The sequence below is a fragment of the Flavobacterium amnicola genome (assembly GCF_004122165.1).
GTDB classification, from domain to species: Bacteria; Bacteroidota; Bacteroidia; order Flavobacteriales; family Flavobacteriaceae; genus Flavobacterium; species Flavobacterium amnicola.
Window position 1 is genome coordinate 40,429 of the sequence record NZ_SBKO01000004.1, and the last position, 15,829, is coordinate 56,257.

Annotated in this window: 13 protein-coding genes; 5 read left to right on the plus strand and 8 right to left on the minus strand. The window is 35.8% G+C overall.

What is annotated here, in order from left to right; translation table 11 throughout:
• Complete coding sequence (locus EQG63_RS09555; RefSeq protein ID WP_129436149.1) at nucleotides 1–519, minus strand: ankyrin repeat domain-containing protein; 519 nt, start codon at nucleotides 517–519, stop codon at nucleotides 1–3.
• A 156-nt stretch (nucleotides 520–675) separates the two neighbouring features.
• On the opposite strand from EQG63_RS09555, the gene EQG63_RS09560 reads away from it, so the two are divergent.
• Together EQG63_RS09560 and EQG63_RS09565 are read left to right on the plus strand one after the other, a co-directional pair.
• Entirely contained in the window at nucleotides 676–1,026 is a 351-nt protein-coding gene (locus EQG63_RS09560; RefSeq protein WP_129436150.1) for a hypothetical protein, read from the plus strand.
• A 7-nt stretch (nucleotides 1,027–1,033) separates the two neighbouring features.
• Nucleotides 1,034–1,573 (plus strand): YceI family protein, encoded by a 540-nt coding sequence (locus EQG63_RS09565; RefSeq protein WP_129436151.1) that lies wholly within the window; start codon nucleotides 1,034–1,036, stop codon nucleotides 1,571–1,573.
• A gap of 3 nt (nucleotides 1,574–1,576) precedes the next feature.
• Here EQG63_RS09565 and EQG63_RS09570 read toward each other — a convergent pair whose 3' ends face one another.
• Nucleotides 1,577–2,530, minus strand: a complete 954-nt coding sequence (locus EQG63_RS09570; protein ID WP_129436152.1) for an ion channel — start codon at nucleotides 2,528–2,530, stop codon at nucleotides 1,577–1,579.
• A gap of 56 nt (nucleotides 2,531–2,586) precedes the next feature.
• Here EQG63_RS09570 and nhaA point away from each other — a divergent pair, with 56 nt between their 5' ends.
• Nucleotides 2,587–3,729 (plus strand): Na+/H+ antiporter NhaA, encoded by a 1,143-nt coding sequence (gene nhaA / locus EQG63_RS09575; protein WP_129436153.1) that lies wholly within the window; start codon nucleotides 2,587–2,589, stop codon nucleotides 3,727–3,729.
• Here the strand turns inward: nhaA and EQG63_RS09580 are convergent.
• From EQG63_RS09580 to EQG63_RS09590, 3 genes are all read right to left on the minus strand, one after another.
• Complete coding sequence (locus tag EQG63_RS09580; protein WP_129436154.1) at nucleotides 3,726–5,285, minus strand: NAD(P)/FAD-dependent oxidoreductase; 1,560 nt, start codon at nucleotides 5,283–5,285, stop codon at nucleotides 3,726–3,728. The two genes, nhaA and EQG63_RS09580, sit on opposite strands and share 4 nt — an antisense overlap.
• Nucleotides 5,286–5,361: 76 nt before the next feature.
• A complete protein-coding gene (purT, locus tag EQG63_RS09585) occupies nucleotides 5,362–6,603 on the minus strand; it encodes a formate-dependent phosphoribosylglycinamide formyltransferase (RefSeq protein WP_262707800.1) in 1,242 nt (413 codons plus the stop codon).
• A 133-nt stretch (nucleotides 6,604–6,736) separates the two neighbouring features.
• Complete coding sequence (locus EQG63_RS09590; protein ID WP_129436156.1) at nucleotides 6,737–8,608, minus strand: peptidase U32 family protein; 1,872 nt, start codon at nucleotides 8,606–8,608, stop codon at nucleotides 6,737–6,739.
• A 264-nt stretch (nucleotides 8,609–8,872) separates the two neighbouring features.
• On the opposite strand from EQG63_RS09590, the gene EQG63_RS09595 reads away from it, so the two are divergent.
• Both EQG63_RS09595 and EQG63_RS09600 read left to right on the plus strand, forming a co-directional pair.
• On the plus strand, nucleotides 8,873–10,429 hold the full coding sequence (locus tag EQG63_RS09595) for a T9SS type A sorting domain-containing protein (protein WP_129436157.1): 1,557 nt from the start codon (nucleotides 8,873–8,875) through the stop codon (nucleotides 10,427–10,429).
• A gap of 49 nt (nucleotides 10,430–10,478) precedes the next feature.
• On the plus strand, nucleotides 10,479–10,712 hold the full coding sequence (locus tag EQG63_RS09600; protein ID WP_129436158.1) for a hypothetical protein: 234 nt from the start codon (nucleotides 10,479–10,481) through the stop codon (nucleotides 10,710–10,712).
• A gap of 76 nt (nucleotides 10,713–10,788) precedes the next feature.
• Here the strand turns inward: EQG63_RS09600 and EQG63_RS09605 are convergent, their stop codons facing one another.
• The 3 genes from EQG63_RS09605 to recQ form a co-directional block, all read right to left on the minus strand.
• Nucleotides 10,789–11,784, minus strand: a complete 996-nt coding sequence (locus EQG63_RS09605) for a fasciclin domain-containing protein (protein WP_129436159.1) — start codon at nucleotides 11,782–11,784, stop codon at nucleotides 10,789–10,791.
• A gap of 264 nt (nucleotides 11,785–12,048) precedes the next feature.
• Nucleotides 12,049–13,506, minus strand: a complete 1,458-nt coding sequence (locus tag EQG63_RS09610; protein ID WP_129436160.1) for an FAD-dependent oxidoreductase — start codon at nucleotides 13,504–13,506, stop codon at nucleotides 12,049–12,051.
• A gap of 94 nt (nucleotides 13,507–13,600) precedes the next feature.
• Nucleotides 13,601–15,796 (minus strand): DNA helicase RecQ, encoded by a 2,196-nt coding sequence (gene recQ / locus EQG63_RS09615; protein ID WP_129436161.1) that lies wholly within the window; start codon nucleotides 15,794–15,796, stop codon nucleotides 13,601–13,603.
• Between the last annotated feature and the right edge of the window lie 33 nt (nucleotides 15,797–15,829).

A 15,829-nucleotide genomic window follows, 5' to 3' on the forward strand; every position in this document is an offset into this window, starting at 1 on the left:
TTATTTTGCTTTTAAGATTTGTATTAGTTTATCATCATCTGCAAGTATTGCATAATCAATTGCTGAATTGCCCCTATTGTCTTTATGAGCATTATCCCCTTTGTGTTTTATTAATAAATCAACAATTTCGTATGATTTAAAAATGGAAGCATAAATCAATGCCGTTGAACCGTTTGCATCAGAAATATTAGGATTTGCTTTATTTTCTAGTAGTAATTTAACTATTGAAACATTTTGTTTTACCGTGGCGGCCATTAATGCTGTTCCCATTCCAGAAACGTAATTGATATCCTTGACGTTTTTAATCAAGAATTCAGCCACTTCAACATTCCCTTTGTAACACGCTAAAATTAATGGAGAATAGCCATCTTTGTTTAACGCATTTATACTATTGGGATCACTTTTTATCAATTCTTTTAACTCGGCAACAGTTCCAGATCGTGCCACGTTAAAAACATCATTTTGCGAAAAACACTGCAAGGATGCCATCAAAACAATTAGAAGTAAAATTTGTTTCATAAATTCTAGTATTTAAAAATCTAGCAACGTTTCGTTAACCATTCATTTTATGAATTAAAACACTCTCAAACAATTGATTAATATCTCAAATTTAACATTTTTTTTAAGCAAAAAAACATTTTTTATTTTAATTTTAACAATTAAATTCATTCTTTTATGAAAAACATAGTCATTTCAATTTTACTAATAATTATAACTTCTTCATGTACTAATGATAGTGAATCCGATTTGACGCTACCCGCTCCAGTTGTAATAAAATATTCTACTGATGTGAAACCCATCATTCAAGCCAATTGCATTGAATGTCATACCAACCCGCCACAAAACGGCGCACCAATGCCATTACTCACTTATCAAAATGTACGAGATGCTATTATTGCACGTGGATTGATCAATCGAATTTCCAGTACGGATCCTGGTTTTTTGATGCCTTTTGGAGGAGATCGCTTACCTCAATCAAAAATTGATTTAATTATAGCTTGGAAAAACAGTAACTATCCTGAATAAACACCTGATGAAAAAGTTAATTCCAATCTTATTTTTTATCCTTCCATTATTGGGGTTTTCCCAAGACAAAGTACTTACCAAAACCGGCACCGCTATCTTTGAAGCCTCCGTACCTTCTTTCGAAGAAGTAAAAGCCACCAATAAAAATTCAGGCTGTGTATTAAATACTAAAACAGGAGAAATTGTTGGATTGGTTTTTATGAAAGGATTTCAATTCCGATTGGCTTTAATGCAAGAACATTTCAACGAAAACTACATGGAGAGTGACAAATATCCCAAAGGAGTATTCAAAGGGAAAATTGACAATTTTGATTTCACTCAGTTAACTACTCAAAAACAAGATGTTACCATTAGTGGTAATATGGAACTACACGGAAAATCGAAAGAGATTCGCATAGCTGCAAAAATTTCAAAAACGGGAAATACAGTATTTTTAACTTCAAATTTCGATTTAAATACGGACGACTTTAATATAGAACTTCCACTACTTATCAGAAGCAAAGTAGCCAAAAAAGTCAATGTAACCCTCGAATACAAGCTCCAATAAATCTTAAAGCACTACTTCAGTATAGCTATTCAATCGATCAAGATGCAGAAGGGTTTTACTATTATCGTTGTTTTCAAACATCTGTATAAATTTCGCACCATATACAATTTCTTTAAAAATATAAGAAGACCTGATGGCCACCGTATTGCTATACATTTCATCAAAAGCTTTTAAATAAATAATTACCTCTCCTTTTTGTGTCTGAAAATCATTTTTCGTAAAAGCAAACAACGGACTATCTTCTGTAATAGGATGCACCAATGTCCAACTTAAAGTCAACGCATTGATTCTATCGTATTCCAAATCCAAAGAAAAAAAGCGATTGACCTCGATACCATTTTCTACTACCTTCATCCCTAAAGTCACTTTAGCTTCCGCATCGGTCAAATTCGTATTTTTATACGGAGCAATACGAAACATTAATGCTTTTCCCTCTTGAAAAGGAGCGACAATAGCATTTTCTGAAAATTTGATATGCGCTTTGGGCTTGCTAAATCTTCCGTAAAACAAACCGGTAGCAATAGCAAAACTTAACAGTCCAAACAACGCTTCTACCGAAGCTACAAAACTGGCTAAAAAACCGGTTGGACTGATATGTCCGTACCCCACTGTTGTAAACGTTTGTGCACTAAAAAAGAAAGCCTGACCAAACTTTTCGATAAAATTATCGGCAGAAATTCCATTAAGGTGCTCCACACCAATCAAACAATAAATAGAAGCAAATAAAAAATTGACAAGTAAATAAAAAATAAAAATAATGGTCATGAACTTCCAACGTGGAATATTCAGCATCGTGTGGTACCAGCTAATACTTTCTATAAAACCAATCCCTTCTTTTCTAACATTGGCTGTACCATTTTTATTGATAAAACGTCCTCCGTAACTAGCGGCGTTAGCACCAAAACCAGTTTGGTTATCGGCTTTTATTTTTTTATTTACTTTTTTCAAAACTGACATAATAATTTTTAAGAATGTCGTAAATTTAGAAAATTATTAGCCATTATTTTTTATTAATGAAAGCCACTAAATTATTTACTTCTTTTTTTGAAAGCGAAAAGGCAAGCGGAATTATACTTCTGTTGTGTACACTTAGCTCTATTTTAATTACCAATTCTAGTTTCGGCGAAAGCTATTTGCATTTTTTCCATCTTACAATAGGAAACTTTTCTATAGCACATATTGTGAATGACGGCTTGATGACCATTTTCTTTTTAATGATTGGTTTGGAATTAGAACGCGAGGTGTATATTGGCGAATTATCCTCGTTTAAAAACGCAATACTTCCCATTATGGCAGCATTGGGTGGCATGATATTTCCGGCGTTACTCTATTTTGGTTGCACTTATAACTCACCAGAAAGCAACGGTATTGGAATTCCAATGGCGACCGATATCGCTTTTGCAATAGGCATCTTATCCTTGTTAGGAAATAGCGTTCCACTGTCATTAAAAATCTTCTTAACTGCACTCGCGGTAATTGATGATTTAGGAGCTATAATCATCATTGCTTTGTTTTATTCAAATGATTTGAACTGGATGAATTTAGGAATAGCGATGGCTATTTTTGGACTTATGTTGGTGATGAATCGATTCAAATATTACAAATTACTTCCCTATTTGATTTTAGGAGTAGTGATGTGGTATTTTATGCTTCATTCGGGTGTGCATGCAACCATTACTGGTGTTTTATTGGCTTTTGCGATTCCATTTCAAAACGGAACAAAAAATACCATTTCCTACCAACTAGAGCACTTTCTTCACAAGCCTGTGGCTTTTATCATTTTACCAATTTTTGCTTTGGCCAATACAGCTATAACATTAAACTTTAATAGTTCTGGGACATTTTTTCCAAATTATGCTATCGGAATTATTACTGGTTTGGTCGTTGGAAAACCCCTAGGGATTTATTTGTTTTCGTATTTATCTGTAAAATTTAAAATTGCGGAACTTCCAAAAGATTTGCCATTAAAATCCATTTTTGGAGCAGGTTTATTGGGTGGCATCGGGTTTACCATGTCCATTTTTATCACATTACTGGCTTTTAGCGATGCCGAAATCATTAACAATGCAAAACTATATATAATAATTGCATCCTTACTAGCAGGACTATTCGGATTGCTTTATCTGAAAATTAGTTTAACCAAAAAAGTGAATTAGGCCAAAGATTCAGCGATTTTTAATGCGCATTTTTCACCGTCAATCGCCGCTGAAATAATTCCTCCGGCATATCCGGCCCCTTCTCCACAAGGATACAAGCCTTTTATTTGAAGATGTTCTAAGGATTCATTATCACGTGGAATTCTTACGGGCGAAGACGTCCTACTTTCCGGTGCATGTAAAATAGCTTCGTTAGTGTAATAGCCTTTCATCGATTTTCCGAATTGAGAAAAACCTTCCCGCATAATTTGCGTTAAAAAACCTGGAAAAACTTGTCCCAATTCTACGGAAGTAGTACCTGGAACATAAGACGTTTTGGGTATGTCTGCCGATATTTTATTTTGAGTAAAATCGACCAATCGTTGTGCCGGAACTTTTTGTGTCTGCCCCGCCAAATGCCAAGCTTTTTGCTCGATCGCTTTTTGGAATTCCATTCCAGCCAAGGCACCGTGTTTGGCGAAAGGCTTAAAATCCTCTAATTTCAATTCGACCACAATCCCAGAATTGGCCGTAATTTGATCACGCTTAGAAGGAGACCAACCGTTTGTAACTACTTCTCCCGGACTTGTAGCACAAGGTGCAATAACACCTCCTGGACACATACAAAACGAATACATGCCACGGCCATTCACTTGTTTCACAATTGAATAGGGTGCGGGTGGCAAATGTTCCCCTCTAAAATCACAAGAATATTGAATACTATCGATTAAACTTTGCGGATGCTCGGCGCGAACACCCAAAGCAAAAGGTTTAGCTTCGATTAAAATTTTCTTTTTATCTAATAATTCAAAAATATCTCGAGCAGAATGCCCGGTAGCTAAAATTAACTTTTGTGCTTCAATAGCATCGCCATTTTGAGTCAAAATACCTTGAATTTCGTTGTTTTTAACCAAAATATCAGTCACACGAGTATCAAACAATACTTTTCCACCAAATTCGATGATTTTTTCTCGGATGTCTTGAATGATTTGCGGTAATTTATTGGTTCCAATATGCGGATGCGCATCAACCAAAATATCCGGTGTAGCACCAAAAGCAACAAGTAATTTTAAAATTCTATCGACATCACCACGTTTTTTAGAACGGGTATATAATTTTCCATCAGAATAGGTTCCGGCCCCGCCTTCCCCAAAACAATAATTGGAATCTTCGTTTACAATATGATCTACATTTATCGCTTTTAAATCACGACGACGCCCACGAACATCTTTACCGCGTTCAATGACGATTGGTTTTAATCCGAGTTCGATTAATTGCAAAGCCGCAAAAAGTCCGGCAGGACCTGCTCCTACTACAATTACCTCTTGAGCATTGGAAACGTTTTTATAATCTGGCAAAGTAACTTGTTCTTCCACAATTGCTTCGCCTTCCAAAAACACTGTAATTTTCAAATTGAATTTGATCGCTTTTTGACGGGCATCAATGGAGCGTTTCAGAATTGAAAAGTGCTTTATTTCAGAAGATTTTACATGCAATAACTTCGCTAAATGTTCTTTTAATAAAAAAACATCGGAAGCAATTTCAGGTGCAACTTGTATTTGAAGTTCTTTGGGCATTTAAAATTTTTTACAAAAGTAGTTTTTTTGACCCTTTTATTAAAGCTATATTTTTCTTTCTGTTCTATAAAAAACATTAAGCCATTACACTCGTTGGATTAACCACAACTAAGGCAGCGGCTTCTTTTGCTCTTTCTACAATGGTTTCAATTGGCGTTTCTAGTGAATCATTCGTTAACACAACTCCCATTCTTCTGTACGGTCTTGATGTTGGTTTTCCGAATAATCTAAAATCCGTTTTAGGCAAAGAAGCGACTTTTTCAATTCCTGCAAATGTTGGGTGATTCGAATTTTCGGAAGCTAAAATGACAGCACTTGCGCCGTTCTTTTCTAACGTAATTTCGAATATGGGCAAACTTAAAATGGCACGTAAATGCAATTCAAATTCATTGAAGTTTTGAGTATTGGCTAAGGTTACCATTCCGGTATCGTGTGGTCTTGGCGATAATTCGGAAAAATAAACACCTTCATTGGTTAAGAAAAACTCGACTCCGAAAAGCCCAGCACCTCCAAGTGCTTCAGTCACTTTCCTTGCCATATCTTGTGCTTCCAGCAAATCTTTATCGGAAACTCGAGCAGGTTGCCAACTTTCTTGATAATCGCCACGTTCTTGTCGGTGCCCGATTGGCGCACAAAATAAAGTTGGATTGTTATTTTGTGTTACAGTTAACAAGGTTATTTCTGAATGAAAATTCACGAATGCTTCTACAATCACTTCAACCACATCCCCACGAGAACCTTCTACAGCATAGTTCCAGGCTTTTTCAATATCACTTTCTGTCTTAATTGTCGATTGGCCTTTTCCGGAAGAACTCATTAAGGGTTTTACCACAGAAGGCATTCCCACTATAGCGACAGCTTTCTCTAATTCTTCTGCAGTTGTTGCGTATCTATAATTGGCGGTGCGAAGTCCTAACTCTTTGGCTGCTAAATCCCGAATCGCTTTTCTATTCATGGTAAAGTTGGCAGCTTTCGCGGATGGAACCACAGTAATCCCTTGTTTTTCATAGTCATAAAAACGTTCGGTACGAATGGCTTCTATTTCGGGAACAATAAAATCAGGTTGGTGTTTGGCTACAATGGCATCTAAGGCGTCACCATCTAACATATTAATCACTTCAAAACCATGAGCGACTTGCATGGCTGGCGCATTTTCATAGCTATCGACTGCGATAACCGTTTGACCGATGCGTTGTGCAGCGATTGTAAATTCTTTTCCTAATTCTCCGGATCCTAGTAGTAGTATTTTAGACATTTTTGTTGTTTTGTGGTGTTGTGTGTTTGCGTGAAGGATTACTTCACTTAAACTTATTTTCATTTGAGTTCAGTGAACTCCGTTTGCGGCGGTATCCTCGTAACGAAGTGGAGAGATAAAGCCAAAAGCCTGACCCTTGTGGTCACGCCAAAATTAATAAAAAAACCGACACTCTATAAAGCATCGGTTGTGTATTTTAATGAATATGGTCGTCTTCAATTTCAAACTCGGCGTCTTTTTCCCAAATTTCCATTTCGCAGGGTTTGCAATTAAATTTCAATTTGTATTCTAGTTCGCCTTGTTTCAATACTAAGGGTTCTTTTAGTTTTTGATCCATGTTTTCACGATGGTATTTTGGGCAGCGTTCCAATTCGTATTTGATACAATATTTAGTAGTCATTACGCGAGATTTTCCAGGATCCCATTGTAATTCGAAGGCTTTTTCAATTTCGGTTACACCGTGGCGTTCGTAAAATTTACGAGCCGTTTTGTTCGCGACATTGTACATGAAATCCAATTTTGTTTCTGGATATGGATGAGATGTTTTGACCAATTGATGTTCTTTACGCACATAATTTTTCATACGAATTTCCGAAAGTTGTTCGTACACCGTTCTTCGCATTTCATTAATCTTCGAAATAGGAAGGAACCAATTTTGAGAAAAATCAATGGTGATTTCATTAGCCGTATAAGGAGTAAACCCTGTTTTCGCTAAATTTATTTTGAAGTTTTCTTCAATGGATTCGTTATTTTTTGTTTGCTCTTTAGCGTGAACTAATTTCACAACACTAGTATTTCCGTCTTCGTCGGTCGCGATTAATTCAAAACCATCTTGGTTTTCTTTCAATAACAAAGAAGTACTAATTTTACGAACCGCACTGTCTTCGCGTTCCACCAACTTAATAAAAGCGGCATCGTTATTACGGTAAATTTCGGTTCCTTCTGCAATTTCTTTTAACACATTTGGATAGATTTTACCATTTTCGGCACGATTGACATAAATCCCTTCCGCTACATTATTTTCATTGATGTAACATAGTCCGTCCCCGTTATTCAACAACTCACCGTTTTCGATTTCATACGAATTCCCAACGGTTTTAAGTAGTTTTCCGATGTATTGTCCTTTCGATTTTGGACTTTCCCAAGAGCCAATCGATTGATGTCTTTCGTTTACAAAATAATCAGTATACCCACGATTAAAAGTTCTATCTAGAGCAGAATCGAAACTGTAAGTACAAGATCCAGATGAAGCTTTAACATATTTATCACCATTTTCAGCTAAGAAAGCATCTAATTTTTGGCGTAAATACGACACATTGTTTTTTACATACACGATATCTTTCAATCGTCCCTCAATTTTAAAAGAACAAATTCCGGCTTCTACAAGATTTGGAATTTGATTCGAAACATCAAAATCTTTAATCGAAAGTAAGTGACTGTTTTTTATTAACGTTTCGCCATGACCATCGATTAAGTTATACGGCAAACGGCAGTTTTGTGCACAAGAACCTCTATTAGCAGAACGCTCTCCATTGGCCACACTCATATAACAATTCCCACTGAAGGAAACACACAAAGCACCCGTTACGAAAAATTCTAGTTCTACATCAGTAGCTTCACTTATTTCTTTGATTTGGTGTAAGTTCAATTCTCTAGCTAAAACCACGCGTTGTATTCCGGCATCGGCCAAAAATTTAATTTTATCGGCATCACGATTATTGGCCTGTGTACTAGCATGAAGGGCTATTGGAGGCAATTCCATTTCCATGATTGCCATGTCTTGAATAATTAAAGCATCTACGCCAGCTTCATACAATTTCCAAATCATTTGGCGGCAATTTTCCAATTCATTATCGTATAAAATAGTGTTGATCACCACAAAAACCTGTACGTTGTACAAGTGGGCATATTGCACTAGTGCCGCTACATCCTCTATAGAATTGGTTGCATTAGATCGAGCGCCGTATAAAGGAGCGCCAATATAAACGGCATCGGCACCACTATTAATGGCGGCAATACCTGTTAATAAATCTTTTGCAGGAGCTAGAATTTCAATCTTCTTTTTCATTTCTAAAGCTTTAATTTTTCGCATTTTGTCGAAAAAAAGTGTGCAAAGTTCTTATAAAAAACTCAAGATTTCTAATTCCGATTTGATTTTTTAATAATTGTAAGAAATTTTAACAATTTAATTGAAAAAAAAGCATTAAATAGAACAATAAAAAAACTAGTATTAAAAACAATTTAATTAAATATCAATTAATTACAATTTCAAAAAGGATAATTAAAAAAATGTAACTTTGCAAAACATCAAATTTCATTCAAAACAAAAATTATGAGCAAAAAATTACTTTTAGTATTATTTATCTTCATTTCTGTTAAATCAATTTCACAAACATTTAGTAACGGAAGAATTGAATATGGAAATGGTTCTTCTAATATGTTTAGCACTACTGCAATAGGTGCCGATGGAAAATTTTATTGCCTTTTTAACGATGGTGTTTTTACACACTCAAGTAATAGTATAAATCCGGTTTACCGATTATTAAGATGGGAATCAGGAACTTCCAGTTGGGTTAGTGTTGCGAATTTTGATGCTTCAATTATTCCAGGTGTATTAATCTCTTCGACAAACACTATGTTTAGCGATGGCGTTTCGTTAGAAATTGATTCTACAGGGGCATACCACATGCTTTTTAGTGTATACACGAGTAATGGATTAGAAATAAAGTATGTATATAGCAATAACGGAACTTCATGGACATATACAACAATAGATCAAACTAACAATGCTACTAATTATGGATATGCTCATGTGCAATTAAAATTAGATAGTTCCAATAGACCACATGTGTATTACTTAATTCGAAATATTGGAAGTGGAGGTGTTTCAAGTAGAGTTTATACTATTATGCATAAAAATTTCAATGGTAGTAGCTGGGCATCTGAAACAGTCTATTCGCAAACTGGTGGAAGTGGTACTGGTGCTAATGAATTAAACATGATTGCAGCTTCGATTGACAATAACAATAAATCTTATGTTGCATTTGTAGCAGAAACCAATGGAAGCGGTACTGATGGCAGTTTATTATATACAAACAATGTTTCAGGAAGCTGGTCAGCTCCAGTATTTCTTGCAACTGGCGCAACAGGTTCAGCTGCTGCAGATAGAGTTACTATTTTATCAGACAGCAACAACAAGCAACATATAATATACCGTGAAAACAATACAACTCTAAAATTAATTTATACTACCAATAAAACCGGATCATGGGTAGGTGGGCAAATGAATGGTAACATTGTTGCTGGAATAAACTCTTCAACTGATGGGTTTCATGCATTTACTAGAAATGCGTCAAATGATTTATTTTTAGCCTATAACGCCTCTCCCACAACTACTAATATTGGGCAAGTGAATTATGCTTGTTTGTTCAATGGTGCGACTACTTGGCAAACTGGAACTGTATTTACAGGAAACTCAAGGACAGGTCAATTTATTTCTGCCGAATTTAGCAATAGTAAAAATGCAATGATTACATTCGATCATTTTACGGATCCAGCTGCTACAGGAGGAAATCCAAGCTATGGCCCCCCTAATAATCCTAGACAAGTACAATATGCCACAACGATAGTTAATAATTTATCAATTGGTGAATGGAATGTGTCTAAATTTAACATTTATCCCAATCCAACCAATTCAGTACTAAATATAGAATTTGCGATTGCCAATACTATTACAGTTGAAGTTATTGATTTAAATGGAAGAATTTTAAAAACTAAAAATGCTTCAGGTACTACACAAATTGATCTTTCAAATTATAGTTCAGGAGTCTATTTAGTAAAATTATATTTTAACGAAGGAACCGAGACTGTAAAAATTGTAAAAGAATAAAGCTTTTTGTTCATACCAGAAACTTTTATATAATTTTAAAAACATTCATTTGAATAGAAAGATTAAATTAATTTGGGATTTTAGAGGACCTGCTGCTGCAAAAACTGCCGAGCACCACGAAATACATTTGAAAGAATACATTCAAATTGAAAAATTAACCCTAAACATTACTGGTTTTGACATTGTCAATGACATGCACGCCGTGGCTTGGATTGTAGTAACTGATGAGTATATGATTCCCGTTCGAGATGCTTTAAAACCGCATCGAGGTGAAGTATATTAAAAACCAAAGTCCCATTAAATAATGGGACTTTACAATTAAATTAAATAACATTTAACTAAACTAAAAACATTAAAAGCTAATTCAGATTGGGCACGATAACTTTGTTTACTACGTGAATCACTCCATTTGAACATTGAACATCAGTTGCGACTATATTACTAATTCTGCTATTATAATCGGTAATTATAGGTCCGCCGCCCGTGTTAGAGATTGTAAACGTTTGACCCAAGTAGGTAGTTACAGGTGATGTTGGTAAATTATTAGAAAGTACGTTAGCATTCAACACAACATGGTATTTTAAAGTTTTCTCCAAAACTGTTTCTGGAACATCATTTAGAGTAGCCCAACTAAATTCTTGCAATAATCCCAGAGGTGTACTGGTATTTGAAAAAGCTGTGTTGGTGGGCGCAAAAACGGTAAATGGAGAATTTGCAGTTCCTGCTAACGTACTTACAAAATTTTGATCCAACTGATCTGTTCTGGTTAATGCCGCCACCAAAATTGAAAAATTAGGATTGGCTGTGGCGTGTGTGACAATAGTTGGTAATCCAATAACTGCATCTACAACATGTACAACGCCATTGGAAGCATCTAGATTCGCTTTCGTAACTGTAGCCACTCCATTTAACTTCACGCCGCTAGTGGTATCAACGTATAAAGAAAGAGTGTTTGTTGAAGATGCAGCACCTTTTGCTAATGTTTTAACGTATGTTGTGCTTAATTGTGAAGAAAAAAGTTCGCCACGCACAACATGATTCAGTAACACTTCTTTTAACAAATCAACAGGAACATCATTCAAACTGTCGAAACCATTATCCATTAGAAATGTATCAAACGCAGCGTTTGTAGGAGCAAATACAGTGTAATTCCCGGACGAATTAAGCGTAGCTGTGAGACCTGTTTTGTTTAATGCGGAAACCAAGGTAGAAAAATCATTACTCGAAGAAGCAATTCCAGCAATTGTTTTGGTTGTAGGAAGAACCACATTGTCATCATTGTCATCACAATTTGACACCGAAAAAGTAAGGGCTCCCAAGACCATTACTTTCAAAATTTTACTTATATTTTTCATAGTTAATAAATTTGTTTAATCAAAATTAAAAAAGATTAAACAAAAAACATATGTCAAATTTTAATTTATCAAAAGATTATAATTTGTTTAAGGAATTAACCCAAATCGCAAGAATAATCTATAAAAAAATTAAACAAAACAAAATATAAACATTTGATTTACTGACTTTTATAAATGCGACACGCATTAATCCAAATCCTTGTGTTTCAAAATCGCGCTAAAATTTCTTTAAAGTTTCTTCTTTTCTAACCGATTTGGGATTGTTTATCGTTCAGTCTCTTTAAGACATCTACCTCTGGGCTCATCGCCTTCCCGAAGGACGATTTCGGAATGCAGAAAATGTGCCGCCTTTTCAGAATCTTTCACTTTTATAGCGCTACGGGCTAACATTTCTGACTCAAACTCATTTAACACTCTTTCTCTTATTCCTGCTTCTCTCCATCGAGACAAAGGTTTGCATCCTTTTGCAATTCCTCTAGCCAAGGCCAAAGCATCCAATAATGCTTGATTTGCTCCTTGTCCTTTGAATGGACTCATCGGATGTGCGGCATCTCCAATCAATGTAACTTGCTTTGCTTTTTCCAATAGTGCTGTGGTGAGCAATTCTCGATCATATACCGGATAGCCTGAAATTTGAGTTTCTGAAGTTGCTTTTAAAATTTGAGGAATTGGGTCATGCCATTGCGTTCTTCGAATAGCTTCTACTTTGAGTGCATGAACTCCTTGAGTACTTAATGTTTTAGCCTCTTCTTCAGACATTGGAAAACTTAATTGCCACATCACCGCATTTGGTGAATAAGGCATCACGTAGATTCGCTCATTTCCATTAGCCGTTTGAAATACTGTAGCCGAGTCAAGCAAATCACTCTCAATACCTTCGAGAGCTTTTAAGGGACAAATACCTAAAATTACAATACAACCTAAATATCGTAAAGGAGAAATCTCTTCGTTAATTAACAATTTCCGAACCGAACTACGAATACCATCTGCTCCAACAACAAGATCAGTTTTGGTCTTTTTTATTTTTCCGTCTACTTGGAAACTCAATTCAATGGTTTCATCGTCACATTCCTGAAAATTAACTAACTGATGTCCCCATTGCACTTGATCTTTTCCACCGAGTTGTTCCAAAAGTGCTAAACGTAAGGATTGTCGTGCGATATGTACATTTGTTCTTTTCGGAGCGTTCTTTGCATCCGACTTCACCCACTTTCGGATCCCCCATTCACCAATTACATTTCCTTCCGGAGTATGAACCAAATGTCTTGTTGAAACTACGCCTTCTGTTAACGATACAATTCCCAATCCAGCTATTGCTTTACTGGCTTGTTGCAAGGTGAGTCCATAGCCTTGGTGACGTTCATCAAAACCGTTATCACGCTCGTAAAGAGTAAAAGGAATTCCGCGATGCAAACAAGCTACTGCCAACGCTACACCACCTATACCTGCACCAATAATTGCGATATGTGGGTAATTTTCTATATCTGCTATTGGAGACTTATCTGAAGCAAGCAAACCAGTTCCAGAACAGTTCAAACAAGATTGTAGTGGCGATTTAGGAGGTATTGGAGCAGTACCTTCTCCATTTGATTTTTCAAATTGTTTGACTGCTTCCTGGTATTGAAGTCGTACTTTCTTATTAATTCTTTTATTTATTTTTCCACGTCCCTGACATTCCAAACAAACAGTCCAGTTTGCTTTGTCATTTTCCTTCTTTTCCACTGAATCTTGAATATATTATGGCTTGACAACTACAAAAGTTGCTCAATATTATTTTTCTGAGTTTTGATTAATTTAAACAGAATCGTTTGAAACACTAGTTTGCAACTTCGCTAATAAATTTAATACGCATCAATCGAAGTTCTTCGGTATCATAATCGCCATCAAATTCTTTCAAAGCTTCTTCAATTCTATCCGATTCTGATTCCATAAAGTAATCGTGGATTTCTTCTTGTTGGTCATCGTCAAGGATTTCATCAATCCAATATTTTATATTCAATTTGGTTCCTGAATAGACGATTTGTTCGATTTCCTTCAACAACGAATCCATATCTAATCCTTTTGCTTTCGCGATATCTTTCAAGGATAATTTTCGATCCACATTTTGAATGATATAAAGCTTTAAGGCCGAATTGGCTCCAGTTGATTTTACGACCAAATCATCGGGACGTACGATATCATTTTCTTCCACGTAACGAGCAATCAAATCGACGAATTCTTTTCCATATTTTTTGGCTTTCCCTTCGCCAACCCCTTGCACATTACTCATTTCATCAATAGAAATGGGATATTTTAGGGCCATATCCTCCAATGAAAATTCTTGAAACACTACATAAGGAGGCACGCCTTCTTTTTTGGCCACTTTTTTACGTAAATCGATAAGCATTTTCATAAGGGCTTCGTCGGCAGTCCCTGAAGATTTTGAAGCTGTTACAATTGCTTCGTCTTCATTTTCATTGTACTCGTGGTCTTCCGACATCATGAAAGAAACTGGATTTTTCACAAAGTCTAAACCTTTTGGCGTGACTTTTATAATTCCGTAGGTTTCAATATCTTTAGATAATAATCCATCCACCAATGCCAAACGCAATACCGACATCCAATATTTTTCATCGTGGTCTTTTCCACAGCCAAAAAATGGTTGCGTATCCGTTTTATGAGCCTTTATCATTGCATTTATTTTACCCATCAAGGTATACACAATTTCTTTCGACTTGTAAATATGCTTTGTTTCTCGAATAACTTTAATTAATTTTACAACTTGTTCTTTTGCTTCAACTTGAGGTTTCGGATTTCGGACATTATCATCCATATCGCCACCTTCTCCTGTTTCGTTGTCGAATTCTTCTCCGAAATAATGCAGTAAAAATTTACGACGGGACATTGAAGTTTCTGCATATGCTACTACTTCTTGCAACAAAGCAAAACCTACTTCTTGCTCTGCAACAGGTTTTCCCGACATGAATTTTTCTAATTTTTCTACGTCCTTATAAGAATAGTAAGCCAAACAATGACCTTCTCCTCCGTCACGACCCGCGCGTCCGGTTTCTTGATAATAACTTTCTAACGATTTAGGAATATCATGATGGATCACAAAACGAACATCCGGTTTGTCAATTCCCATACCAAAAGCAATAGTAGCCACCACCACATCTACATCTTCCATAAGAAACATATCTTGGTGTTTGGCTCTTGTTTTGGCGTCCAAACCCGCGTGATAAGGCACTGCAGAAATTCCGTTCACTTGTAACACTTCGGCTATAGCTTCTACTTTTTTACGAGAAAGACAATAAATTACTCCCGATTTCCCTTTGTGCTGTTTGATAAATCGGATTATATCCCCTTCAATATTTTTGGTTTTGGTGCGTACTTCGTAAAACAAATTCGGGCGATTGAACGATGCCTTAAAGGTATTGGCATTGGTCATGTCCAAATTTTTTAGAATATCTTCTTGTACCTTTGGCGTAGCAGTTGCAGTTAACCCAATAATGGGAATATCTCCTAATTGTTTGATAATGCTTCTTAGATTTCGATATTCGGGTCTAAAATCATGACCCCATTCGGAAATACAATGCGCTTCATCAATCGCAACAAACGAAAGTTTTTCATTTTTAAGAAATGTTACGTATTCTTCTTTTGTTAACGACTCCGGCGCCACATAAAGTAATTTTGTCAATCCTGAGGAAATATCTTTTTTAACCTGATTGATTTCAGTTTTAGTAAGGGAAGAATTTAAAACATGTGCAATTCCGTACTCAGAGCCTAAGCTTCGTAAAGCATCCACTTGATTTTTCATTAACGCAATCAATGGTGAAACTACAATTGCCGTTCCATCCTGAATCAAAGCAGGCAATTGATAACAAAGTGACTTTCCGCCACCGGTAGGCATAATTACAAAGGTATTGTGACCTGTAATAATACTTTTAACAACTTTTTCTTGTAATCCTTTGAATTGGCTAAAACCAAAATATTTTTTTAACGCTGCGTGGATATCAATTTCGTTGGAATTCATTCTCTAATAACTGGATTTTATTAAATTTGCACA